This is a genomic window from Bradyrhizobium sp. Pha-3 (assembly GCF_042258615.1).
In the GTDB taxonomy this organism is placed as follows: domain Bacteria; phylum Pseudomonadota; class Alphaproteobacteria; order Rhizobiales; family Xanthobacteraceae; genus Bradyrhizobium.
Genome location: NZ_CP170152.1, coordinates 8,139,171 through 8,161,555, shown reverse-complemented (window position 1 = coordinate 8,161,555; position 22,385 = coordinate 8,139,171). Strand labels below are relative to the sequence as shown.

Sequence of the window (22,385 nt, the reverse complement as noted above, 5' to 3'; positions counted from 1 at the left end):
AACCGACGATGATGGCGGCGGTTCAGGCACGGAACATATGAATGGCAAGGGATCGGCGATGTTGACGTAGATCAACGCTGGGCGCGGGCCGCCGCCATGCGAGATCGATCTCCTTCATATGAAAGAGGGCGGCTCATTGAGCCGCCCTCTCGCCGTGTCGTTGCGCGGATCTCACTGACAGACGTAAGTGTGGCCGTCGGCCATCTTCGTCATCGTGCCAGGTTCGCAGGTGATTCCGTTGGCTGCCTTGTAGTCCGCCCATCCGGCATACCCGTAAGGTCACTCACGAAGCGGCGATCGCGATGATCTCACAACTCTGTCTGCTGATCCCTCACGGGGCTGGACCATCGCCCAAACAAAAACGCCGGCCCGAAAGGCCGGCGCTTTTCGTTCTGATCCGACAGAGCTCAGTTGAACATCGCGTCGATGTCGTCCTGCGAGGCGTGGCCGGCATCGCCGTCGAGCTTCGGGCCGTTGAGCAGGCGGGCATCGCCCTCGCGGGTGTCCACGATCGGCGGGACGTGGGTCTTGATCGCGTCGACGCCGCCCCAGATGTTCATCATCTCGTTGATGTGCTGTTCGATGAACTTCATCGTCTGCATCACCTTGCTGATGCGCTGGCCGGTGAGGTCCTGGAAGTTGCAGGCCTCGAAGATCGAGACCACGCGCTCCTGAATATCTTCGCTGAGCCGCCTCTGCTGGTCGGGTGTGACGTTGTTGGCAAGCGCAGTCGCGGCCTGGTCGATCGCCTCGACCGCTTCGAGGATCTGCTGGGTGGCCTGTTCGGTGCCGCCGACCACGGCGCCGAGTTCGCCATTGACCTTGGCCATCTCCTCGCCGTTGAAGCTCTTGCCGTGCAGCACGGCGATCTCGCGCTTGGTGCGGCTGATCGCGTCGTGGATCAGGTCGAGCTCGACCTTGAGCTTCTCGCATTGTTCGACCTGCGCGCGGTAGGTCTCGAGCAGCGCGTGCGTCTCGGCGACTTCGCGAGCGACGGCGGCATCGACGCTGTCGCCGGTGCGCTGCGCCGGCGCTGTGGCCATCTGGGCGCGGATCGAGCGAAGCTCTGACATGATCTCCCGATGCATCGGACCGAGGTCGGCACCGCCGGCAACTTCCGGCTCCGGCATCACGACTTCGCCCATGGCCTGCTCGACACGAAAACGCTTGCGCTTCACTGACATGATTTCATTCCCGCCCCTTTACTGCAGTCCGTTCTAGCGAGAGGTGATTTAACGTCAGGTTCACGCGGGAACAGTTTGCGCCGAGTGCGCGCAACCGCCGCGATACGGGCGATTAACCATGTCGCTGCGGCGTTCATGCAAAATAAACGCTGTCAGGCAAAACCGCGCGCCACTGTCGAGATGGTGAATCGAAACGGCCGCTCCGTTTACCAAACCGATGCGGTTTTCATTGCTTATTGACCACGTGCAACGGCGCATGTGCGCTCCGTCCACGTCACACGTCACGACGAAACCAGTACAGAGTACGTCGATGTTCAGGAAAACCACGCTTGCGCTGCTCGCCGGCGCTTCTTCGCTTATTGCCGTTCCCCATCATGCCATGGCGATCGACGCGTCGGCTCAGCCCGAGCCCAGCGTGATCTACGCCAACCAGGGCGCACCGCAGCCGCCGATGCGTACCGCCTATGTGCAGCCGCAACGCTCCAACATGGGCGGCGGCTTCATCGAATTCCTGTTCGGCGATGCGCCGTCGTCGCAGGGTTATTCGCCGCAGCCGATGTATCAGCAGCAGCCGGCCTATTACGGCAACCGCCAGGGATTGCCGCCGATGGATCCGCAGCAGCAGATGATCCGGCAGCAGGAGGAGGCCGCGGGCGATCCGACGCAGCGTCCGTTCGATCCCAGATATGAAAAGCAGCTGGTCGATTACAGCGGCAAGGAAGGCGCCGGCACCATCGTCGTCGATACGCCGAACAAGTTCCTCTATCTGGTGCAGGGTGACGGCCGCGCGCTGCGCTACGGCATCGGCGTCGGACGGCCCGGCTTCACCTGGGCCGGCGTCAAGACGATCTCGGCGAAGAAGGAATGGCCGGCCTGGACGCCGCCGCCGGAAATGCTGGCGCGCCGTCCCGATCTGCCGCGGCACATGGAAGGCGGCCCGGAGAATCCGCTCGGCGCCCGCGCGATGTATCTGGGGTCCTCGCTCTATCGCATCCACGGCTCCAACGAGCCCTGGACGATCGGCACCAACGTCTCGTCCGGCTGCATCCGGATGCGCAATGAGGACGTGATCGATCTCTATGGCCGCGTCAATGTCGGCGCCAAGGTCGTCGTGATGTGAGATGTAGCCCGGATGGAGTCTATGTAGCCCGGATGGAGCGAAGCGAAATCCGGGACGGGCCTCACCGCGGATAGGGTTGCCCCGGATTGCGCGGAGCCTGTCATCGGGCGCGCGTTCGCGCGACCCGTTGGCTTCATCCGGGCTACGGATTGATCAAACCAAAACGGCCGCTCGATGGAGCGGCCGTTGCCGTTTCAGCGATCGCGTTTACGCGTAATCGCTGTTGTCGTCGCCGCCGTTGTCGTCGAAGTCGTCGGCGTCTTGATCATCGTCACTGTCCCGGTCGGCCTGCGTCTGGTCGAACGCGCCGGCGCGCGAGCCGGAATCACTGTCGCGACCGGACGAACTGACATCGTTGATCCCGGCGTCACGGGCAAGGTTGCTCGACGACTGGTCGCCGCCCCACGGACGCGAACCGCCCAAGCCGCCGGCGTCCGCCAGCGACTGGTGGCTGCCGCCACCCATCATGCCGCGGATGCTGGAGAGCAGCAGCCCGCCACCGACCACGCCGGCCGCGGCCGCAGCCGCAGTGCCGAGGAACGAGCCGCCACCGCCACCGGGAGCGCCGCCGCCGAAGGCCGGGGGCTGCGGGCCGCCGTAAGGTTGACCGTATTGGGGTTGGCCATATTGGGGCTGTCCGTATTGCTGCGGCGGCTGGCCGTAGCCGCCTGCCTGCTGGATCGCCTGGCCCGAGTTCCAGACCGGGCGGCTGCCGCCAACATCCGGCGGGCGCACCGGCGGCACCGAGCCGTGCGGCTGCTGCTGGCCCTGTCCGAAGATCGCGTCGCGCATCGAATCGAGGAAGCCGCCGCCCTGCTGCTGTGCTCCCTGCTGCTGGCCGACCGCGGCCTCGAGCTCCTGGATCCGGTCATGGGCGCGCTTCAGCGCCTCGTCCTGCACCAGCGCGGTCTGCACCAGCGTGTAAACCGCATTCGGCGCGCCGCGCAGGCCCTGCATGATCGCGGACATGGCCTCGGCGTCGCGCGGGGCATTCTCCAGCTTGGCGAGCCGGTCGAAGAGATCGTCAATCAGTTGGCGTTCTTGCGGTGTCATGGCGTTCTCCATCGCGTCGATCGAATCGGCGCGCGGCTGATGTAGGACCGGCTTTGTGGCGCAAGGAGTGGGGCCCAGGATTAAATTTATGTATGCGACAATACGACCGGCGGCCTTTCGTGAACCCAAAGCGTTTTCGAGCGAAGCCTGCCCCGCACTTGATGCGGGGTGGATCCCGGTTCGCGTGAAGAAAACGCGTCAAAACAAGGGTCAGGCGAGTGTAACTTTATTCAGGGCCAGCAGAGCGGGGAAATCCTCGCCAGCGAGATAGGCATGTTCGGTCTCCCGCTGCGTCGTCAGCGGGTCGAGGTTCTTCAGGGTTTCATCGACGAAACCGGGATGGCACATCACGAGCCCATCCTCGGGCAGGCCGTCGAGGAAGCCCTGCATCAGCGCTCCGAATTCGCTGCCGCGCGTAAAATCGTAGGCGCCGGCGAAGGCCGGGTTGAAGTGCAGGCCCGATCGCTGTGCCTTGATTCGGAACTGGGTGCTGAGCACGTTCAGCACCAAAGCCTTCGGCGCCGTCAGCTGGCGCGCCAGCGGGCCTTCGCGTCCGCACTGCCGCACCCAGGCGTTGGGCGCGCGCTCCTTCACCGCGCGCAGGAAGCCGTCGCGCACCTGGGGGAACAGCTGCGCGTGCTGATGGCCGTCGACGAAATCGGGCGCGCGGCCGAACAGATCGTGGAAGGCGTCGAGCTGCGCCAGCACTTCGGCATGGACCAGATCGGCATCGAGCCGGTGCATCAGTCCGGCGCGGAGCAGCCTCGGGAACGGCAGGAACATGTCGCCGTCCAGCGGACGGAAATGCATCGTCAGCGGCCGGAACGGCGCGGTCAGGGTCACATGCAGCCCGATCGCGCAGCGCGGGCTTTTCGCTACCGAAGCCTGCAGCGCGGCCGCCGCCTCGCGGCCGATCGCCGGCGTCACCATCATCACCGACGTCGCATTGAGGCGGCCGCGCTCGATCAGGTCGCGGATCGCGCGGTTGACGCCGCAGCTCAAGCCATAATCGTCAGCACACAGCCAGATCCGGCGCGGCGAAGTCTCGCTCATTCGGCGGCGGTCCGCTCGGTGGCGCTTTGCGCCGCGCCGCCGTCGGCGTGCTTCTCGGTATGCTCGGCGACGAAGTAGATCGGCCGCGCCTTCAATTCGGAGAGGATCTTGCCGATATATTCGCCGACGATGCCGATCATGATCAGCTGCACGCCGCCGATCGTCATGACGCCGATCATCAGCGACGGATAGCCGGGGACCTGCTTGCCGGTGGTCAAGACTTCCCACAGGATCGAGAGGCCGAACAGGAAGGCCGCGCCCGCGAGCAGCGCGCCGAGCAGGCTGGCGAAGCGCAGCGGCGCCACCGAGAACGAGGTCAGGCCCTCGATCGATAGGCCGATTAGCCGGCCGGCATTGAAGGTGGTGACGCCATGCGCGCGCGGTGCCGGCTCGTAGTCGACGCGGATCTGCCTGAAGCCGATCCAGCTGGCGAGGCCCTTGAAGAAGCGGTTGCGTTCCGGCAATTGCCGCAAGGCGGCAGCCGCACGCGGCGACAGCAGGCGGAAGTCGCCGGCATCCTCGGGAATCTGCTGCCGCGCGCCCCAGTTGATCAGCGCGTAGAAGCCGCGCACCGCAAGCCGCCGCAGCGCCGATTCATTGTCGCGATGCGCCTTCGCCGTGTAGACCACGTCGTAGCCGTCATCGATCCAGTGCGCGACCAATTGCTCCACCAGGGTCGGCGGATGCTGGCCATCGCCGTCCATGAACAGCACCGCGCCGCGGCGGGCGTGGTCGAGGCCGGCCATCAGCGCCGCCTCCTTGCCGAAATTGCGCGACAGCGACACCACCTGGAGGTCGAGCCCGTCGGCGGGCAGGCCGCGCGCGATGGCCAGCGTGTTGTCCGCGCTGCCGTCGTCGACATAGACCACTTCGCAATTGAGCCCGTAACGGCCGCGCAATGAGCTGGCGAGGTCGATCAGCCGTTGGTGCAGCGCCACAAGCCCGGCGGCCTCGTTGTAGACGGGCACGACGATGGACAGACCCTGCGCGGCGGCGGTCTTGGCGGTTGTGGTCAGGCTGGAAACGTCAGAGCCCAGCATCATCGGTCAGGTTCCAGAACTAGAGCGTTTTCCAGCGAAATCGGGTTCGCCTTCGCGTGAAGAAAACGCGTCACAACGAGAGATCATGAACACAATATGGTACCGACGGCCGGCTGTCGCCAACATGAACGGCCCCGCCGGCTCATTGTCGCAGGAACGCCTCGAGCTTGGCGAACAGCGGGTTCTCGCGGTCGAACACATAGTCCAGCGACACCACCGACACGGTTTCGGCGCCGTGCTCGCGCAGGAAGCTGCCGAGCGCGTAAAGCTTGCCCGGTGGGCAGTGCAGCGTGAGCATGCCCGATGAGGTCGGGCTGCCGAACGGGGCGACCACGCCGAAACGGGTATGGGCCTCGGACAGCAGCGCATCATTGCAGCCGGCGAACCGGGTGCGCACCTCGCGGTACTTGCTGGCGCGGGCGCGCGCGGCGATGTGGTCGAGGATGACGCGCGCGGTCTCGCGCGCGCCGGTCGACCAGTCGGCATCGCGGGAGGCGACGAGGTTGGCCTGGCTGCGCAGCATCACGCCGTCGTCGAGCACCTTGAGCCCGTTCGCGGCGAGCGTCGCGCCCGTGGTCGTGATGTCGACGATCAGCTCGGCGGTGCCGGCCGCGGGCGCGCCCTCGGTGGCGCCGGCGCTTTCGACGATGCGGTAGTCGCCGACGCCGTGCTTGGCAAAGAAGCCCCGCGTCAGGTTGATGTATTTGGTCGCGACCCGCATGCGGTGATTGTGCTGCTCGCGGAAGCCGCTTGCGACGTCGTCGAGATCGGCCATGGTGCGGACGTCGATCCAGGCCTGCGGCACCGCGACCACGACATTGGCATAGCCGAAGCCGAGACCTTCGATCATCAGCACCCGCTTGTCGGCATCGGGAATGCTCTCGCGCACCAGATCCTCGCCGGTGACGCCGAGATGCACCGAGCCGCGCGCCAGGTTGGCCGCGATCTCGCTCGCCGACAGATAGGCGATCTCGACATTGTCGACGCCTGCGATGGTGCCGCGATAGTCGCGTGCGCCGCCGGCCTTCGACAAGGTCAGCCCGGCGCGGGCGAAGAAGCTTTCCGCGTTTTCCTGCAGGCGGCCCTTGGAGGGAACGGCGACGACGAACGGCGTGCTCATTGGGCGCCTCCGGTGGCGCCGGCCTTGCCATGCCGGGTCATCGCCTCGATCCAGACCGAGAAGCCGACCGCGGGGATCGGGCTGGCCGAGCCGAGCTGTGACATCAGCCCGTCATAGCGGCCGCCCGCGACCAGCGGCTCTGCGCCGTTGCCCCTGGCGTGCAGCTCGAACTCGAAGCCGGTGTAGTAGTCGAGGCCGCGTCCGAACGCCGTCGAGAACCGCGTCTTCCTTATGTCGATGCCGCGCGCGGCCATGAAGCCGACCCGGCTCTCGAACTGGTCGATCGCCGCGGCAAGATCGAGCCTGGCGTCGGCGGCCAGCGCGCGCAGTTGCGCGATTGCGTCGTCGGGATCGCCAGATATGGCGAGGAAGCGCTTGATGGTGGCGAGCGCATCGCGCGGCAGCGCGCCGCCCTTCAGCGTCGATTGCTCGAGGAAGCGGTCGGCGATCTCGGCGACCGTGCGGCCGCCGACATTGGTGGTGCCGGCGATCGACATCAGGTCGGTGACCAGCGCCAGCGCCGCCTTGCGGTCGGACCCGGCGAGCGCCGCGAGCACTCCTTCATATTCGTTGCGGCCCGGCGCGGTCGCCAAGGTCAGCTGCTCGATGTCGTCGGTGAGCGAAACCTTGCGGTTGAAATCCTTGATCAGCCGGCGCCGCCACACCGGATAGAGTTCGAGTGCATCGATCAGCGCGTTGAACAGCGCAACGTCGCCGGTGCGGATCTCGACATCCTTCAATCCAAAGGCCGTGGTCGCTTCCAGCGCCAGCGCCAGCATCTCGGCGTCGGCCGCGGCGCGGTCCTGCCGCCCGAAGGATTCGATGCCGGCCTGCAGGAACTGGCTCGGCTGGCCGTCGCGATAGCGGAACACCGGGCCGAGATAGCTGAAGCCGGCCGGCTGGCCGGCACGGGGCGAGGTGAGGTAGTCGCGCGCCACCGGGATGGTGAGATCCGGGCGCAGGCAGAGCTCCTCGCCGCTCGGGTCGGTCGTCAGATACAGGCTTTTGCGGATGTCCTCGCCGGACAGGTCGAGGAACGGCTCGGCCGGCTGCAGGATGGCGGGTTCAGACCTGAGATAGCCGGCCTGCGCGAACGAGGCCAGCAGCGCATCCGCCCATAAGGCGGATCCGGCGGCGGATCGTGGTGCGGCAGCTTCGCTCATCTCGACGTCCAATTCGCTCCGAAATCGCGTTTCAGAGCGGGTTCCATGGGTGGTTTTGGCGGAGCCCTTAGCATGGCCGTATCAGGCTTTCGACAGGGATCAGCCAAGTGGCTTAATGATTGGGTTCGTTAACGATTTTGCGACGGCTTGGCTAGGGAAAGATGTTTCCCACAAGGGGTGGCTGTAGCCCGGGGCATCGGCTGATCTTGCTGGGGTGCCCACTAGTCGGCCCGTCATCCTGAGGTGCGAGCGCAGCGAGCCTCGAAGGATCGACGGCCACCAGCCGGGCCGTGCATCCTTCGAGGCTCGCCGAAGGGGCTCGCACCTCAGGATGACGGGGATGGAGTGAATGGTCCATTTGCTCCCCAATCCCCCAGCGCCGCCTGCACCAGCGCCAGCGCGGCGACGGCGGCGGTGTCGGCGCGCAGGATGCGCGGGCCGAGTGCGAGACGGAGGACGTTGGGCTGGCGCAGCAGCAGCGCGCGCTCCTCCTCGGCAAAGCCGCCCTCGGGGCCGATCAGCACGTCGATCCCGCGGTTTGCGGCGGTCGCCGCCTGCAACGCCTGCACCGGGTTCGCCACTTCAGCCGCCTCGTCGCAGAACACCAGGAGCCGCGCCGGATCGCGCCCCGCCAGGAAACGTTCAAATGGGAGGGGATCGACGACCTCGGCAAGCGAGATGATCCCGCATTGCTCGGCGGCCTCGACCACATTGGCGCGCATCCGCTCGCTGTTGACCCGCGAAACCTGGGTGAAGCGGGTCAGCACCGGCACGAGCCGTGCGGTGCCCATCTCGACCGCCTTCTGCACCATGTAGTCGAGCCGCGCATGTTTCAGCGGCGCAAACACATAGGTCACGTCGGGCAGGCGATCCTGCGCCCGGGTCTGCGCCGTGATCGTCAGCGTGTCGGCCCGCTTGCGGCCGGAAATCTCCGCGCGCCATTCGCCGTCGCGGCCGTTGAACACCAGCACGGCGTCGCCGGCGGCAAGCCGCAGCACGTTGCCGAGATAGTTGCTCTGGTCGCGTTCGAGCGAAACGGTCGCGCCGGCCCCGAGCGGGGCATCGACAAACAGGCGGGGGCTGCGAAAATCGAGTTCAGGCATGTCCTGGGTTCCTGAGCCGCGTTCTAGCCCAAAGGTGCTGCCAAGTATCGCCCGCTGCTGCTGATTGCGATCGGAGAGGGTAGGCAGATTCCGTAATCGGCGTCGGGCGTCGGCGCTAAGGCCGCTTCCACGCGGCGAGGCAAGTTAACCAAACCGGGCGACACCGTAGTCCCTCGGGCTCGTCAGGAACGCACCGGCTAACTACTACAGCGGTGTCGACATATTGCTTCTGTCACCAAGTCATTTTTCAAGTCCGAGGGGTCGCTTGCACGCGGCCCCTTTTGCCGTTCGGACAGCGCGCGGAAGCCGCCGATTCAAACCGAGGCATGACCGAAAATCCCGTTCAGGTGCATTTGATGCCCCGGTTTTACCGCCGCTCGCAGCCTAAAGGCTTCAAATCGGGGAACAATTTAATGTGGCCGGTGTGGCCCTACGCCGCGCTGTCGCCCAAATCCACGGGTTGTTAAGGGCTCACAGGAATCGTAAAACGCCCCCAAATTTCGTTGCTTCGTTTTGTTGCGCTGGGGTTGCCTGGACCTTTTGCCGGAGAAACACCCTCGATGATCCGCCGACTGATCGTGCTGACCGTTGCCGCGACCGCCCTGTCTGCGGGGCACGCCGCCGCCCAGAGCGCCTTTCCGGCGCCGCTGCCCAATCAAGGCCAGGCCGGCACCGCGTCGGATCCCGCGTTCCCGCCGGTGAACGGCGCGCGTCCAAGCCGGGCGAGCACCGCTCCGGATCCTGCATTTCCGCCGGTCAACGGCGCGCCAGCGGCCAGGGTCGGCGGCGCGCCGTCGCCATTTCCGAGCAGTGGTGCGGCTCCCATCGCCGGCGGCGGTCTGTCGTCTCCGCCGCCCCCGCCCGGCGCCGGTGGTGGCGCCGCCGGAGACGCCTGCATGAAGGATTTCGTCCCGCTGCGCGAGGAGACCGAGAAGCGAGGCAAGGCGATCAAGGCGGCGAGCGACCGGCACGCCAGCCCGCAGGAGGCCTGCAAGCTGATCGGCAATTACAGCCAGGCCGAAGTCAAGATGATCAAATACGTCGACAGCAACGCGGCGAAGTGCGGAATCCCGCCGCAGATCTCCGATCAGCTCAAGACCGGTCACAAGAATACCGAGGCGCTGCTGAAGAAGGTCTGCAACGTCGCGGAGCAGGCGGCGGCACAGCCGCGCGGCCCCGCGGGGCCGTCGCTGAGCGACGTGCTCGGCTCGTCCGCCTCGCTGCCGGAAGCAACGCCGACCAAGAAGGGCGGCAGCACCTTCGACACGCTGAACGGCAACGTTCTCACCCGGTGATCGAGCGCCCGATGATTGACCAGCCAATGATCACGCATTCATGAGCGATGTCTCCGCCCGCGTTGCCGACTCCACGGGCAACTGGGTGGATACCCATGCGCCGGTCTGGTCGCGGCCCTATCTGCGGCTTGCGCGCTACGACCGGCCGATCGGCTCCTGGCTGTTGTTGATGCCGTGCTGGTGGTCGGCGGCACTCGCCGCCGGCGTCGCGCATGATGTTCGCTCACTCCCGCTCGTCGTCCTGCTGTTCTTCATCGGCGCCTTCGTGATGCGCGGCGCAGGCTGCACCTGGAACGACATCACCGATCGCGATCTCGACGCCAGGGTCGAGCGCACCCGGTCGCGGCCGATCCCGGCGGGGCAGGTCACGGTGACGCAGGCGGTGGTCTTCATGGTGCTGCAGGCGCTGATCGGGCTCGCGGTCCTGCTGCAGTTCAACCGCTTTGCGATCATGACCGGCATCGCCTCGCTGGTGATCGTTGCGATCTATCCGTTCATGAAGCGGATCACCTGGTGGCCGCAGGTCGTGCTCGGCCTCGCCTTTTCCTACGGCGCGCTGATGGGCTTCGCCGTGACGCTCGAGCGCATCGATGCGGCCGCGATTGCGCTTTACGCCGGCTCGATCGCCTGGGTGATCGCCTACGACACCATCTACGCCCATCAGGACGCCGAGGATGATGCGCTGATCGGCGTCAAATCCACCGCGCGCCTGTTCGGCGCACGCACCCATCGCGCGCTGGTGATTTTCTATGGTCTCGCCGTGCTGCTGATCGGCGCGGCGTTCGCGCTCGCGGGCGCACGCTGGCCGGCGTGGATCGGGCTAGCGGCGTTCGCGCTGCATCTCGCCTGGCAGGTCCGCCGGCTCGACACCAGCGATCCCGCACTCTGTCTGCGCATCTTCAAGTCCAACCGCGACGCCGGCCTCATCCTGTTCGCGAGCCTCGTCGTCGATGCGGTGCTGCGCGCGGCTTAGGTCGCGAGAATGCGAAGCTGCGTCCTCATTCTCAGCTGTCATCGCCCGGTTCGAATTGAGAACCATCCTCATCGTCGTCCTGGCGAAAGCCAGGACCCATTACCCCAACTCTCGATTGTTGTGCGACGCTGGGGCCGCGATCCCGTTCATCACCGAATGCGGTGGTTATGGGTCCTGGCTTTCGCCAGGACGACCAAGAGGTGAGAGCTGTGCACGCAATTCCGTTGCCGTCGCGCTGAGGCGCCGAAACGAACTCAATCCCGCGCGATGATCTCGCGCTCGTCGCGATGCACGCTGGTGCCGTTGAGGCTGACGCCGGTGCGGCGGCGGACCAGGAATTTCGGGCGGCGGGCGCGGATCGCGTTGCGGCGGCGCCGGCGCGGGGAAGGCGTCCGCGGCGCCGGCTCGGTCAGTTGCGGGAGACGGAAGATGTCGCTCCACATCTGCCAGGCGGAGGTGATCTCCTCGGCATCCGAACTGGTGCCGAGCGGAATGGTGAGCGCGGGATCGCGGTGAACCAGCACCAGCATCTGCGCGTCGTCGATGCCGCGCAGCGCGACGCCGAGGAAATCGCTGACGCGAACATTGACTGCCATCCGCATGCCGAGAACGGCACGGCGCAGCACGACATGTTCGCGGTGAAGCTCGACCTGCCGCATGCCGCCATCTGCGCGCGCATCCTGCGCGTGGAAGCTGAGCGGAAGGGAAAGAGGGTCGAGCCGCAGTGCGCGGCTCGACCCGGCGGAATTGATTCCGCTTGTTGGTGTTTGACGCCTCAAAGCCTTAGTCTCCCCGCCGGGATTATGTTCCCGGTCGATGTGTGAGAGCCTAGCCGAGCGATGGCCGTTTCGGCTTAAAAAGCCTGGTTAACCGCTCCTCACCTGGCGCCATGATTGACAAGAGGTTGGCCCGCATGATTGACGAAGCCTTGCGCCGATCACTCAAATCTTTGTTGCCCGCCGGTGCAAAGTGCTTGAATTCCTTGTGAATCCGGCACATCTGGTTAGGTCTGTCGACGCCATTCCGGGCCCCCTCAATCCGCAGGAATTCGTTCGTGAACTCTTCACCATCTGCATCGCGACACGGCGATACCTCCGATCTGTTCGACCAGTCCGGCCTGAGCGACCTCGCGCAGCGTCTGGTCGAAGCCGCAAAGCGCGCCGGCGCCGACGCGGCCGATGCCATCGCGGTGCGCGGCGTCTCGCAAGGCGTCGAAGTCCGTGACGGCCGTGTCGAGGAAACCGAGCGCTCCGAAGGCGACGATGTCGGACTTCGGGTGTTCGTCGGCCAGCGCCAGGCGGTGGTCTCGACCAATGACGTCAGCGGCGACGGGATTGCAAAGCTCGCCGAGCGTGCGGTCGCGATGGCGCGCGTGGCGCCGGACGACAAATATGTCGGTCTGGCCGATCCCGCGCTCCATGCGCATGATTTCCCCGATCTCGATCTGCTCGACCGCACCGTCCCGACCACGGCCGAGCTCGAGCAGCGCGCCATCGAAGCGGAGGCCGCAGCGCTCGCGGTCAAGGGCGTCACCAAGTCCGGCGGTGCGTCGGCCTCGACCGGGATCGGCGGCATGGTGCTGGTGACGTCGACCGGCTTCCACGGTTCTTATCTGCGCTCCAGTCACGGCATCTCGACGACGGCGATTTCCGGTGAGGGCACCGGCATGGAGCGCGACTACGATTTCACCAGCGCGCCGCATGCGTCCGATCTCGATTCACCCACGACCGTTGGCCGCAAGGCCGGCGAGCGCGCGGTGGCGCGGTCGAATCCGCGCAAGGTCGAGACCTGCAAGGTGCCTGTCGTGTTCGACCCGCGGGTTGCGGGCTCGATCGTCGGCCATCTGGTCGGGGCCATCAACGGCGCCTCGATCGCGCGCAAGACCAGCTTCCTGAAAGACAAGCTCGGCGAGCAGCTGTTCTCAAGGGATATCCGCATCATCGACGATCCCCTGCGCGTGCGCGGCCTGCGTTCGCAGACCTTCGACGCCGAGGGCGTCAAGGTGAAGAAGATCGCGCTGATCGATGAGGGCGTGCTGACCACCTGGGTGCTGGACTCCGCGACCGCGCGCGAGCTTGGCCTGATGACCACGGGGCATGCGCATCGCGGCGTGTCGTCCTCGCCGTCGCCCGGAACATACAATCTGCATCTCGAGCCGGGTGCGGCGACGCCGAAGGAGCTGATCTCCGACATCAAGGAGGGCTTCTATGTCACCGACCTGATCGGCTCCGGCGTCAACGGCGTGACCGGCGATTACAGCCGCGGCGCGTCCGGCTTCTGGATCGAGAACGGCGAGATCACCTATCCGGTCAGCGAAGTGACCATCGCCGGCCACCTGCTGCCGATGTTCAAGTCGCTGGTCGCTGCCAGCGATCTGGAATTCCGCTACGGCGTCAATTCGCCGACGCTGCGCATCGAGGGCCTGACGCTTGGCGGACGCTGATACGGACGACTGGACCAAGGCGCGCGACGCCGCCTTGCTGACCAGATCGGTGCAGGAGGCGGGCCGGCTCGCATCGTCGCTGTTCCGCACCGAATTGAAGAACTGGATCAAGGGCGCGTCCTCGCCGGTCTCCGAGGCCGACATCGCCGTCAACGACCTCCTGGAGCAGCAGCTGCGTTCGGCGACGCCGGGTTACGGCTGGCTGTCGGAGGAGAGCGCCGACAACGCGACCCGACTCGACAGGCGCTTCACCTGGATCGTCGATCCGATCGACGGCACCCGCGCCTATCTCGCCGGCCGCGAGGACTGGTGCGTCAGTGTGGCGCTGGTTGAAAATGCATCGCCGGTGCTCGCGGCGGTGTATGCGCCGGTGACCGAGGAATTCTTCTTCGCCGCCCGTGGCCAGGGCGCCACCCTGAACGACAGCGGCGTGCACGCGACCGCGGGCACCGATTTCGATTTTCCCCGCATGGCCGGACCGAAACCGCTGGTGCAGCGGCTCAGCCCGACATCGGACGAGATCACGCTGTTTCCGCGGATCGGATCGCTGGCCCTGCGGTTGTGCCGCGTAGCACAAGGTCGGCTTGACGCCGCCTTTGCGGGCGGGCAAAGCCGCGACTGGGATCTTGCCGCTGCGAATTTGATCGTGCAGGAAGCGGGTGGTAAGATGACCGTGCTCTCGGGGGATGCGATTGAGTACAATCGCCGGGAGGTGACGCATGGGGTGCTGGTGGCAGCAGGACGCGAACGTCATGCACGCATTGTCGAGCATTTTCGCAACCGTCCATTGCCGTGAGGCCCCGCCGATCCGCGCCGCGTTTCCGATTGTGACGAACGGACTTGTTACGACAGACCTGTGACGATCAGACCTGTGACGACCAGACCTGTGACGACTACGACTTCATTTGCTTGCCGGGCATCTCGTTAGGAAAAACCATCATGTCAGACAATGCCCAGCCGCAGCTGCTTCACCTCGTGATCGGCGGCGAGTTGACCGATCTCGAGCACAACACCTTCAAGAATCTGGACGAAGTCGAGATCGTCGGCGTCTACCCGAACTATGCGACCGCCTATGCGGCCTGGAAGGCGAAAGCGCAAGCGACCGTGGACAACGCCCAGATGCGTTACTTCGTCGTTCACCTCCACCGGTTGCTCGATCCCGAGCAGGACGCAAAGCACTCCCATTGAAACGACTATTTCGCGATCTGCTGCGCAGCGGCTTCGTGCAGCGCGCGCTGGGTGTGCTTGCGGCCGAGTACCTGCGGCTGGTCTGGTACACCAACCGCTTCAGCTACCAGCCGTCCGACGTGTACGGGGTCGTCGAGCCCTTGATGCCGGCGATCTTCGTGTTTTGGCACGGCCAGCACTTCATGACGCCGTTCATCAAGACCAAGGACAGCTACCGTGCCAAGGTGCTGATCTCCCGGCATCGCGACGGCGAGTTCAACGCCCTGGCGGTCGAGCGGCTCGGCATCGGCACGATCAGGGGGTCCGGCGATCATTCCGGCGCGTTCCATCGCAAGGGCGGCGTCGGCGCCTTCCTGGAGATGGTCCGGACGCTGGAAGACGGCTGCAACATGGCGACCACGGCCGATGTGCCGAAGCGGGCCCGGGTGGCGGGCCTCGGGGCCATCATGCTGGCGCGGGAAACCGGCCGGCCGATCGTCCCCTTTGCAATGGTCACCAGCCGATTCATCCGGTTGAAAAACTGGGATTCCACGACCATCAATTTGCCATTCGGGCGCGGCGCAGTGGTAGGTATTGAGCCGGTCTATGTACCGCCCGATGCCGATGCCGCGACGATGGAAAAGCTCCGGCAGCACGTGGAGAACCTTCTCAACGAAGCGACCCGGCGCGCCTATGCGGCCGTCGGGCGGCCGGAGGCAACGCTTGGCTAGCTCGCTACCGATGACGTTGCGTGTCTACCGCAAGCTGTCGTCCGCGATGGTGCCGCTCGCGCCCGCGCTGATCAAGCGGCGGCTCAGGCTCGGCAAGGAAGATCCCGAACGTGTCGGCGAGCGGCGCGGCGTCAGCGCCGATACCAGGCCGCAGGGGCCGCTGGTGTGGATTCACGGCGCGAGCGTCGGCGAGGTGCTGGCGGCGGTCGGGCTGATCGAGCGGCTGCGCGCGCTCAATCTGCGCATCCTGCTCACCTCGGGCACGGTGACCTCGGCCGCGATCGTCGCCAAGCGCTTTCCGCCCGACGTGATCCATCAATACGTGCCGTATGACTCGCCGCGCTATGTCGCGCGCTTCCTCGATCACTGGCATCCGTCGCTGGCGCTGTTCATCGAGTCCGATCTGTGGCCGAACCTGATCCTGTCGAGCGCCGCGCGGCGGCTGCCGATGGTCTTGATCAACGGGCGGATGTCGCAGCGCTCGTTCCCGCGCTGGCGCCGGGTCTCCAACACCATCGGGGCGCTGCTCGGGCGGTTCGACATCTGCCTCGCGCAGTCGAAGACCGACGCCGAACGCTTTGCCGCGCTCGGCAGCCCCAACGTCATGGTTACCGGCAATCTCAAGCTCGACGTCGCGGCGCCGCCGGCCGATCCGGCCAAGCTGGAGCGGCTGATGTCGGTGACGCGCGGCCGCGCGATCGTGGTGGCCGCGTCGACCCATCCCGGCGAGGAAGAGCTCCTGATCGAGGCACATAAATCGCTGGCCGGATTCTTCCCCGGGCTGCTCACGGTGATCGTGCCGCGGCATGCCGCGCGCGGCGAGGCGGTGGCGCGGCTCGTGACGGAAGCGGGCCTGCGCCCCGGCTTGCGCTCGCACGAGGACCTGCCGGTCGCCACAACAGATATCTATGTCGCCGACACGATGGGTGAGCTCGGCCTGTTCTATCGCCTCGCGCCGATCGTGTTCATGGGCGGCTCGCTGGTCGCGCATGGCGGCCAGAACCCGATCGAGGCGATCAAGCTCGGCGCTGCGATCGTGCACGGCCCGCACGTCTTCAATTTCACCGAAGTCTATGACACGCTCGATCATGCCGGCGGCGCGCGGCGCGCCGACGATCTGAAAGCGCTGGTCAAGCAGCTCGGCCAGTTCCTCGCCGATCCCGCGGCGCGCGACGCCTCGCTTGCGGCCTCCGAACGCGTCGTCGAACAGCTCGGTGGTGCGCTGGAGCGCACGGTGACCGCTCTCGAGCCCTATCTGTTGCAGCTGCAGCTCGAGATGGGAGCCGCCAATGCGTGAGCCGGCCTTCTGGCACCGGCCATCGTCTTGGACATCGCAATTGTTGAGACCGCTTGCCGCGCTCTATGGCGCGGTGGCCGCGCGGCGGATGCAGCACGCCGGCGTCGATGCCGGCATTCCCGTGATCTGCGTCGGCAACTACCATGTCGGCGGCGCCGGCAAGACGCCGACCGTGCTGGCGCTGGCAAAACTGTTGCGCGAGCTTGATGAGCGGCCGGTGGTGCTCAGCCGCGGCTATGGCGGCAGGCTCGCTGGCCCGGTCAAGGTCGATCGCGATAGCCACACCGCGGCCGATGTCGGCGACGAGCCGCTGATGATGGCGGCAACTTTACCGGTCGTGGTCTCGCGTGACCGTGCCGCAGGCCTGGCGCTGGCGCGCGCACAGAACGCAAGCGTGATCCTGATGGATGACGGCTTCCAGAATCCGAGCGTGCTCAAGGACACCTGCCTGATCGTGATCGACGCCACGCGCGGCGTCGGCAATGGCCGCGTCATTCCGGCCGGACCGTTGCGCGCGCCGCTGTCGCCGCAACTGGAACGCACCGATGCGCTGATCGTGGTCGGCGAGGGGAGTGGCGCGAAGAAGATCGCGGCCGAGATCACGTCCCGCGGCAAGCCGATCTTGTTGGCGCATCTGAGGCCCGATGAGGCCTCATTGAGTCCCTTGCGCGGTCAGCGTGTACTTGCCTTCGCCGGCATCGGCGATCCCGCGCGCTTCTTCAACTCGCTGCGCGCAAGCGGCGTCGACGTCGTGCGAAACAGAGCCTTCCCCGATCATCATGCCTTCACCAAGGATGAGATCGCGCAGCTCGTCGCCGATGCGAGTGGGGAGGCCCTGACGCTGGTGACGACGGAAAAGGATCTGGCACGGTTGCGTGATCCGGCCGGGATGCCGGCCTGGGCACGGGCGATCGTGCCGTTCGCGGTGACGCTGCAATTCGAGGATGCTGCCGCGCTGCGGCGCCTGGTGACCGATCAGCTGTTCAAGGCGCGGGACAGGAGGCTGCGCACATGAGCCCAGTCTTGAGCTTAAGCCTAAGCCTGCGGCTTGAGCACGCCGGGGTGGTGGCGCTGCAGCACAGCCGTCGGGGTGGCGTAGGCCTCCTGCAGGTCGACGCTCCAGTACTTCAGCTCGTCGAGCGGGATCCGGACGTCGGTGATGGCACAACGCACAAAGGTGCCGGGCGAGATCACGCGGAAATCGCCATCGAGATATTGCACCTGCGCTTCGCCATGGCCCGAGGGACCGAACTTGTTCAGCACGTTTGAGCTCTCCGCCTTGCCTCCGATGAGGCAGCCTTAAATGTTCATGAATCCGTCTATCACAGATAGGGGGTCATGTCCGCCCGTTAAACCACCGACTTGTGATGATTTGGCGGCGAAAGCGCATGGTAGCGTTGCAGGCGTGGTCCGCTGTGTTTGCAGCGCCATAACGAGCCGGCCGGATCGGATGCGCCTCAAGTCAGTTTTCATGTGCCTCGCCATGCTTGCCGTGCCGGCCGCGGCGGCGCCGCTCCCGGCCCCGCATCAGGTCGAAATTCCCGAAGGCAATATCACGCTGCACGCGCAGCTCTACCGGCCCGACGGCGATGGCCCGTTCCCGACGGTCATCGCGCTGCATGGCTGCGGCGGTCTTGCCGGCCGTTCCGAGGCGGTGCTGCCGCGCTATCGCGACTGGGCCGAGCAACTGCTCACATCAGGCCATGCGGTGCTGCTGCCGGACAGCTATGGCTCGCGCGAACTCGGGCCCCAGTGCCGCATCAAGGAGCATCAGGTCCAGACCCGCCGTGCGCGGGTCGCCGATATCAACGCCGCGCGACAGTGGCTGGTGCAGCAGAAATGGGTCGCGAAGAGCCGCATCAGCCTGATCGGCTGGGGCAATGGCGCGGCCGCTTTGCTGTGGGCGGTGCGGCCGCAGATGTGGTCGCGCAACGTCGAGCCGGACTTCCGGTCGGCAGTCGCGTTCTATCCGGATTGCCGCACCTCGTCAGGCCTCGGCTGGAGCGCGCGGGTGCCGACGCTGGTCCTGATCGGCGCGCGCGACGATGTGACGTCGTCGTCGGCCTGCCACCAGATGGTCGACGGCGCGCGCGGCCGCAGCGCGCTGGCGCGGATCGTGGTCTATCCCGAGGCCTATCACGATTTCGACCGCGCCAACCTGCCGCTGCATGCGGTCGCGGCCTCGTCCGAGGTCGACATCACGGAGCCCGGTCATGTCGGCACCGATGCGAGCGCGCGCAAGGACGCGCAGAAGCAAGTCGCCGAGTGGCTGGCGCGCTAGAGCGGGATGAAGTTGGGTTGAATCGGTTTGGCCACGAATGCGGTTCACCTCTCCCCGGCGGGGAGAGGTCGATTTGCGTAGCAAATCGGGTGAAGGGCCGCAGTTCTAACGAGAGACCGTGATCCCTCACCCGGCGCTACGCGCCGACCTCTCCCAAGGGAGAGGTGAACTTCCGCTGCCGCTCCAGACAAACCCAATCCTATCCCGCGCTAAAACAAACTGCCCTGATCGACCGGCTTGGTGACGCGCTTCGGCGCCGCCGGTTTCGCCTCGCGCGGCTGCGGCTTCGGCTGGCTCTCGGGCGTCACCGTCGCCGCGGGCTGATCGGCATTGGTGGTGGCGGCGACGCGGCCGTCGGCGAACTCGATCGATAGGTTGGCGTTCGGGCCGACCGCGGCGGCTGAATGGATCGCGTGTCCCTGCGCGTCGCGCACCAGCGCAAAGCCGCGCGCCAGCACGCCGCGATAGGACAGCGCCGCTAGCAGTTGGCTGCGATGGGCGACGCGCGCCTCGAGCCGCTGCATCGTCGTCAGCAGCGCGCGGCGGGCGCGCTCGGCGAGGCGGTGGGTGCGCTCGAGATCGCGCGCGATCGCGTTGCGCTGGGCCTTGGCGTTGGCGAGCTTCGAGGCCTTGAGCCGGATCTCGAGCCCGCTGAAGCGCTCGCGCCTGCGATGCAGCAGCGCGCGCGCCGACAGCGTGATGCGTTCGCCCGAGACGGTCAGCCGCTGCCGCGCATGGGCGACCTGGCCGCGCAGCACGCCGATGGTGAGGCGCGAGCTCGACGCAGCGAAGCGGCGGAAATGCGCGTGCGTATTGGCCTTCAGCCCGCGCGGGAGCCCGGCCGCGAGATGATCGAGCCGCTGCCGCGGGATCGCCAGCAGTTCGTTCGCCGCAGGCAGCGCACGCGCCGCGGCACGCAGCTCGTTGCGGCGGGCCTCCTGGCCGCGCTGCCAGCACACCATGGTGCGGCGGGCGAGCCCCTGGACCTCGACGAACAGCTCGCTGCGCACCGGTACCGCCATCTCGGCGGCCGCGGTCGGCGTCGGCGCGCGCTTGTCGGCGACGAAGTCGATCAGCGTGATGTCGGTCTCGTGGCCCACCGCCGAGATCAGCGGGATGTGGCTCTCGGCCGCGGCACGAACCACGATCTCCTCGTTGAACGACCACAAATCCTCCAGCGAGCCGCCGCCGCGCGCGACGATCAACAGGTCGGGCCGCGGAATCCTGCCGCCCTCCGGCAGCGCGTTGAAGCCGCGGATCGCGGCTGCGACCTGCTCGGCCGAGCCGTCGCCCTGCACCTTGACCGGCCAGACCAGCACGCGGCGGGGGAAGCGGTCCTCGAGGCGATGCAGGATGTCGCGGATCACGGCGCCGGTCGGCGAGGTGACGACGCCGATCACCTCGGGCAGCCAGGGCAGCAGCTGCTTGCGGGCCTCGTCGAACAGGCCCTCGGCCGCGAGCTTCTTCTTGCGCTCCTCCATCAGCGCCATCAGCGCGCCGACGCCGGCCGGCTCCAGCGAGTCGATGACGATCTGGTACTTCGAGGAGTTCGGATAGGTGGTCAGCTTGCCGGTGGCGATGACCTCGAGGCCTTCCTGCGGCTTGAAGCGCATCCTTGCGTGGGCAAACTTCCAGATCACCGCCTCGATCTTGGCGCTCTCGTCCTTCAGGGCGAAATAGCAGTGGCCGGAGGAGTGCGGGCCGCGAAAGCCGGAGATCTCGCCGCGGACGCGGACATGGCCGAACCGGTCCTCCACCGTCCGCTTCAGGGCGGAGGAGAGTTCCGAGACGGTGAATTCGGGCGCGTTGACGAGATTCGGAGCGGCGGTCATCTGGCCTATAGAATCGGGGTTTTCGCCCCCGTGTGCAAGGTCCGGACGCCTCGTTTCAAGCGTCGAATCACATATCCACATCTGATCGAACCGCTTCTTGCTGCGGTCGGGGAGCGTGCTAAACCGGACGAAATGGCGTTACAACCCTTTTAATCGGCGACACAGATGAACATCCTCCTGCTCGGTTCCGGTGGCCGCGAACATGCGCTGGCGTGGAAGATCGCCGCATCCCCGCTGGTGAACAAACTCTGGTGCGCGCCGGGCAATGCCGGGATCGCGCGCGAGGCCGAGTGCGTTGCGCTCGATGTCGCCGACCATGCCGCGGTGATCGAATTCTGCCGGCGCAATGCGGTAGATCTGGTGGTGGTCGGGCCGGAGACGCCGCTCGCCGCCGGCATTGTCGATGATCTCGCCGCTGCCGGCATCAAGGCGTTCGGGCCGAGCAAGCAGGCCGCGCAGCTCGAGGGCTCCAAGGGCTTCACGAAAGACCTCTGCAGCGAGTTCGACATTCCGACCGGCGCCTATCGCCGCTTCGACAATGCGAAGGACGCAGTGGCCTATGTCCGCGCCCAGGGCGCGCCGATCGTGGTCAAGGCCGATGGGCTCGCCGCCGGCAAGGGCGTCGTGGTGGCGCAGACCTTGCTCGAGGCGGAGGCCGCTGTTGCGATGATGTTCGAGGGCGCGTTCGGATCGGCCGGCGCCGAGGTGGTGATCGAGGAGTTCTTGTCGGGCCGCGAGATCAGCTTCTTCGCGCTGTGCGATGGCGAGACCGCGATCCCGCTGGCCTCGGCGCAGGACCACAAGCGCGTGTTCGATCACGACAAGGGGCCGAATACCGGCGGCATGGGCGCCTATTCGCCGACGCCGTTCGTGACGCCTGAGGTGCATGACCAGATCATGGCGCACATCATCCTGCCGACGGTGGCCGGGATGAAGAGCCGTGGCACGCCGTTCAAGGGCGTGCTCTATGCCGGCGTGATGCTGACCGCGCAGGGCCCAAAACTGTTCGAATACAATGTCCGCTTCGGCGATCCCGAGTGCCAGGTGCTGATGCTGCGGATGATGTCGGACATTGTGCCCGCGCTGCTCGCCGCCTGCGACGGGCAATTGAAGAACTTCGATCTGCGCTGGTTCCCGGACCCGGCGCTGACGGTGGTGATGGCGGCCAAGGGCTATCCCGGCGACTACATCAAGGGTACGCGGATCGACGGCCTCGATGACGCCGCCAAGGTCGAGGGTGTCGAGATTTTCCATGCCGGCACGGTGGCCAAGGATGGTGCAATCCTTGCCAACGGAGGTCGGGTGCTGAACGTCTGCGCGATGGGCAAGACGGTGACCGAGGCGCGCGACCGCGCCTATCAGGCCGTCGATCGCATCAGATGGCCGGAGGGATTCTGCCGGCGCGACATTGCCTGGCAGGCTGTGGAGCAGGAAAAGGGCTAGCGCGCGCGGCACTTGTCGCTCGTCATGCGCGGGCTTGCCGCCTCCGCTAAAGCTCCGGCGCGCCAACGTGCGAGAGCCTCGGCGAAG

At 66.3% G+C, this 22,385-nt stretch carries 21 protein-coding genes; 11 read left to right on the top strand and 10 right to left on the bottom strand.

Annotation, left to right across the window (positions count from 1 at the left end):
- Nucleotides 1-407: 407 nt before the first annotated feature.
- Complete coding sequence (locus ACE10Z_RS38140) at nt 408-1,184, bottom strand: protein phosphatase CheZ (RefSeq protein WP_375785285.1); 777 nt, start codon at nt 1,182-1,184, stop codon at nt 408-410.
- Nucleotides 1,185-1,494: 310 nt separating this feature from the next.
- On the opposite strand from ACE10Z_RS38140, the gene ACE10Z_RS38135 reads away from it, so the two are divergent.
- Entirely contained in the window at nt 1,495-2,304 is an 810-nt protein-coding gene (locus tag ACE10Z_RS38135; RefSeq protein ID WP_375785284.1) for a L,D-transpeptidase family protein, read from the top strand.
- Between the two features lie 207 nt (nt 2,305-2,511).
- Here ACE10Z_RS38135 and ACE10Z_RS38130 read toward each other — a convergent pair whose 3' ends face one another.
- The 6 genes from ACE10Z_RS38130 to ACE10Z_RS38105 form a co-directional block, all read right to left on the bottom strand.
- Nucleotides 2,512-3,357, bottom strand: a complete 846-nt coding sequence (locus ACE10Z_RS38130; RefSeq protein WP_375785283.1) for a DUF2076 domain-containing protein — start codon at nt 3,355-3,357, stop codon at nt 2,512-2,514.
- A gap of 210 nt (nt 3,358-3,567) precedes the next feature.
- The gene (locus tag ACE10Z_RS38125) at nt 3,568-4,410 is read right to left on the bottom strand and encodes a ChbG/HpnK family deacetylase (RefSeq protein WP_375785282.1); all 843 of its coding nucleotides are present in this window, start codon (nt 4,408-4,410) and stop codon (nt 3,568-3,570) included.
- Entirely contained in the window at nt 4,407-5,453 is a 1,047-nt protein-coding gene (locus ACE10Z_RS38120; protein ID WP_375785281.1) for a glycosyltransferase family 2 protein, read from the bottom strand. Before ACE10Z_RS38120 ends, ACE10Z_RS38125 begins: the two co-directional genes overlap by 4 nt.
- A gap of 139 nt (nt 5,454-5,592) precedes the next feature.
- Nucleotides 5,593-6,570 (bottom strand): ATP phosphoribosyltransferase, encoded by a 978-nt coding sequence (gene hisG / locus ACE10Z_RS38115; protein ID WP_092124061.1) that lies wholly within the window; start codon nt 6,568-6,570, stop codon nt 5,593-5,595.
- Nucleotides 6,567-7,733: an ATP phosphoribosyltransferase regulatory subunit gene (locus ACE10Z_RS38110; protein WP_375785280.1), complete on the bottom strand. Its 1,167-nt coding sequence runs from the start codon at nt 7,731-7,733 to the stop codon at nt 6,567-6,569. Before ACE10Z_RS38110 ends, hisG begins: the two co-directional genes overlap by 4 nt.
- Before the next feature lie 326 nt (nt 7,734-8,059).
- Nucleotides 8,060-8,836 carry a 16S rRNA (uracil(1498)-N(3))-methyltransferase gene (locus tag ACE10Z_RS38105; protein WP_375785279.1) on the bottom strand — a complete coding sequence of 259 codons (777 nt, stop codon included), beginning with the start codon at nt 8,834-8,836 and terminating at the stop codon, nt 8,060-8,062.
- 560 nt (nt 8,837-9,396) lie between these two features.
- On the opposite strand from ACE10Z_RS38105, the gene ACE10Z_RS38100 reads away from it, so the two are divergent.
- Both ACE10Z_RS38100 and ubiA read left to right on the top strand, forming a co-directional pair.
- Nucleotides 9,397-10,131: a hypothetical protein gene (locus ACE10Z_RS38100; RefSeq protein WP_375785278.1), complete on the top strand. Its 735-nt coding sequence runs from the start codon at nt 9,397-9,399 to the stop codon at nt 10,129-10,131.
- A 40-nt stretch (nt 10,132-10,171) separates the two neighbouring features.
- Complete coding sequence (gene ubiA / locus ACE10Z_RS38095; protein ID WP_375785277.1) at nt 10,172-11,104, top strand: 4-hydroxybenzoate octaprenyltransferase; 933 nt, start codon at nt 10,172-10,174, stop codon at nt 11,102-11,104.
- 254 nt (nt 11,105-11,358) lie between these two features.
- Here the strand turns inward: ubiA and ACE10Z_RS38090 are convergent, their stop codons facing one another.
- Nucleotides 11,359-11,883, bottom strand: a complete 525-nt coding sequence (locus tag ACE10Z_RS38090) for a DUF6101 family protein (protein ID WP_375785276.1) — start codon at nt 11,881-11,883, stop codon at nt 11,359-11,361.
- Nucleotides 11,884-12,158: 275 nt separating this feature from the next.
- Here ACE10Z_RS38090 and ACE10Z_RS38085 point away from each other — a divergent pair, with 275 nt between their 5' ends.
- From ACE10Z_RS38085 to lpxK, 6 genes are all read left to right on the top strand, one after another.
- Nucleotides 12,159-13,547 (top strand): TldD/PmbA family protein, encoded by a 1,389-nt coding sequence (locus ACE10Z_RS38085; RefSeq protein ID WP_375785275.1) that lies wholly within the window; start codon nt 12,159-12,161, stop codon nt 13,545-13,547.
- Nucleotides 13,534-14,343, top strand: a complete 810-nt coding sequence (locus tag ACE10Z_RS38080) for a 3'(2'),5'-bisphosphate nucleotidase CysQ (protein ID WP_375785274.1) — start codon at nt 13,534-13,536, stop codon at nt 14,341-14,343. Before ACE10Z_RS38085 ends, ACE10Z_RS38080 begins: the two co-directional genes overlap by 14 nt.
- Nucleotides 14,344-14,486: 143 nt before the next feature.
- A complete protein-coding gene (locus tag ACE10Z_RS38075; RefSeq protein ID WP_050403683.1) occupies nt 14,487-14,735 on the top strand; it encodes a DUF4170 domain-containing protein in 249 nt (82 codons plus the stop codon).
- Nucleotides 14,732-15,445, top strand: a complete 714-nt coding sequence (locus ACE10Z_RS38070; protein WP_375785273.1) for a lysophospholipid acyltransferase family protein — start codon at nt 14,732-14,734, stop codon at nt 15,443-15,445. Before ACE10Z_RS38075 ends, ACE10Z_RS38070 begins: the two co-directional genes overlap by 4 nt.
- Complete coding sequence (locus ACE10Z_RS38065; RefSeq protein WP_375785272.1) at nt 15,408-16,742, top strand: 3-deoxy-D-manno-octulosonic acid transferase; 1,335 nt, start codon at nt 15,408-15,410, stop codon at nt 16,740-16,742. Before ACE10Z_RS38070 ends, ACE10Z_RS38065 begins: the two co-directional genes overlap by 38 nt.
- A complete protein-coding gene (gene lpxK / locus ACE10Z_RS38060; RefSeq protein ID WP_375785271.1) occupies nt 16,735-17,757 on the top strand; it encodes a tetraacyldisaccharide 4'-kinase in 1,023 nt (340 codons plus the stop codon). The genes ACE10Z_RS38065 and lpxK overlap by 8 nt, the downstream gene beginning before the upstream one ends.
- A 20-nt stretch (nt 17,758-17,777) precedes the next feature.
- Here lpxK and ACE10Z_RS38055 read toward each other — a convergent pair whose 3' ends face one another.
- Nucleotides 17,778-18,005 carry a DUF2093 domain-containing protein gene (locus ACE10Z_RS38055; RefSeq protein ID WP_016848019.1) on the bottom strand — a complete coding sequence of 76 codons (228 nt, stop codon included), beginning with the start codon at nt 18,003-18,005 and terminating at the stop codon, nt 17,778-17,780.
- 187 nt (nt 18,006-18,192) lie between these two features.
- Here ACE10Z_RS38055 and ACE10Z_RS38050 point away from each other — a divergent pair, with 187 nt between their 5' ends.
- Nucleotides 18,193-19,023 carry a dienelactone hydrolase family protein gene (locus ACE10Z_RS38050; protein WP_375785270.1) on the top strand — a complete coding sequence of 277 codons (831 nt, stop codon included), beginning with the start codon at nt 18,193-18,195 and terminating at the stop codon, nt 19,021-19,023.
- A 209-nt stretch (nt 19,024-19,232) separates the two neighbouring features.
- On the opposite strand, the gene xseA is transcribed toward ACE10Z_RS38050, so the two are convergent.
- Entirely contained in the window at nt 19,233-20,855 is a 1,623-nt protein-coding gene (gene xseA / locus ACE10Z_RS38045; RefSeq protein WP_375785269.1) for an exodeoxyribonuclease VII large subunit, read from the bottom strand.
- Nucleotides 20,856-21,020: 165 nt separating this feature from the next.
- On the opposite strand from xseA, the gene purD reads away from it, so the two are divergent.
- Entirely contained in the window at nt 21,021-22,298 is a 1,278-nt protein-coding gene (gene purD, locus ACE10Z_RS38040; RefSeq protein ID WP_375785268.1) for a phosphoribosylamine--glycine ligase, read from the top strand.
- Nucleotides 22,299-22,385 lie beyond the last annotated feature (87 nt).

Excerpts from the sequence above, each read along its gene's own strand:
- ACE10Z_RS38140 (WP_375785285.1), bottom strand. The coding sequence starts at position 1,184 with ATGTCAGTGAAGCGCAAGCGTTTTCGTGTCGAGCAGGCCATGGGCGAA.
- ACE10Z_RS38135 (WP_375785284.1), top strand. The coding sequence starts at position 1,495 with ATGTTCAGGAAAACCACGCTTGCGCTGCTCGCCGGCGCTTCTTCGCTT.
- ACE10Z_RS38130 (WP_375785283.1), bottom strand. The coding sequence starts at position 3,357 with ATGACACCGCAAGAACGCCAACTGATTGACGATCTCTTCGACCGGCTC.
- ACE10Z_RS38125 (WP_375785282.1), bottom strand. The coding sequence starts at position 4,410 with ATGAGCGAGACTTCGCCGCGCCGGATCTGGCTGTGTGCTGACGATTAT.
- ACE10Z_RS38120 (WP_375785281.1), bottom strand. The coding sequence starts at position 5,453 with ATGATGCTGGGCTCTGACGTTTCCAGCCTGACCACAACCGCCAAGACC.
- hisG (WP_092124061.1), bottom strand. The coding sequence starts at position 6,570 with ATGAGCACGCCGTTCGTCGTCGCCGTTCCCTCCAAGGGCCGCCTGCAG.
- ACE10Z_RS38110 (WP_375785280.1), bottom strand. The coding sequence starts at position 7,733 with ATGAGCGAAGCTGCCGCACCACGATCCGCCGCCGGATCCGCCTTATGG.
- ACE10Z_RS38105 (WP_375785279.1), bottom strand. The coding sequence starts at position 8,836 with ATGCCTGAACTCGATTTTCGCAGCCCCCGCCTGTTTGTCGATGCCCCG.
- ACE10Z_RS38100 (WP_375785278.1), top strand. The coding sequence starts at position 9,397 with ATGATCCGCCGACTGATCGTGCTGACCGTTGCCGCGACCGCCCTGTCT.
- ubiA (WP_375785277.1), top strand. The coding sequence starts at position 10,172 with ATGAGCGATGTCTCCGCCCGCGTTGCCGACTCCACGGGCAACTGGGTG.
- ACE10Z_RS38075 (WP_050403683.1), top strand. The coding sequence starts at position 14,487 with ATGTCAGACAATGCCCAGCCGCAGCTGCTTCACCTCGTGATCGGCGGC.
- ACE10Z_RS38065 (WP_375785272.1), top strand. The coding sequence starts at position 15,408 with ATGCGGCCGTCGGGCGGCCGGAGGCAACGCTTGGCTAGCTCGCTACCG.
- lpxK (WP_375785271.1), top strand. The coding sequence starts at position 16,735 with ATGCGTGAGCCGGCCTTCTGGCACCGGCCATCGTCTTGGACATCGCAA.
- ACE10Z_RS38050 (WP_375785270.1), top strand. The coding sequence starts at position 18,193 with ATGCGCCTCAAGTCAGTTTTCATGTGCCTCGCCATGCTTGCCGTGCCG.
- xseA (WP_375785269.1), bottom strand. The coding sequence starts at position 20,855 with ATGACCGCCGCTCCGAATCTCGTCAACGCGCCCGAATTCACCGTCTCG.
- purD (WP_375785268.1), top strand. The coding sequence starts at position 21,021 with ATGAACATCCTCCTGCTCGGTTCCGGTGGCCGCGAACATGCGCTGGCG.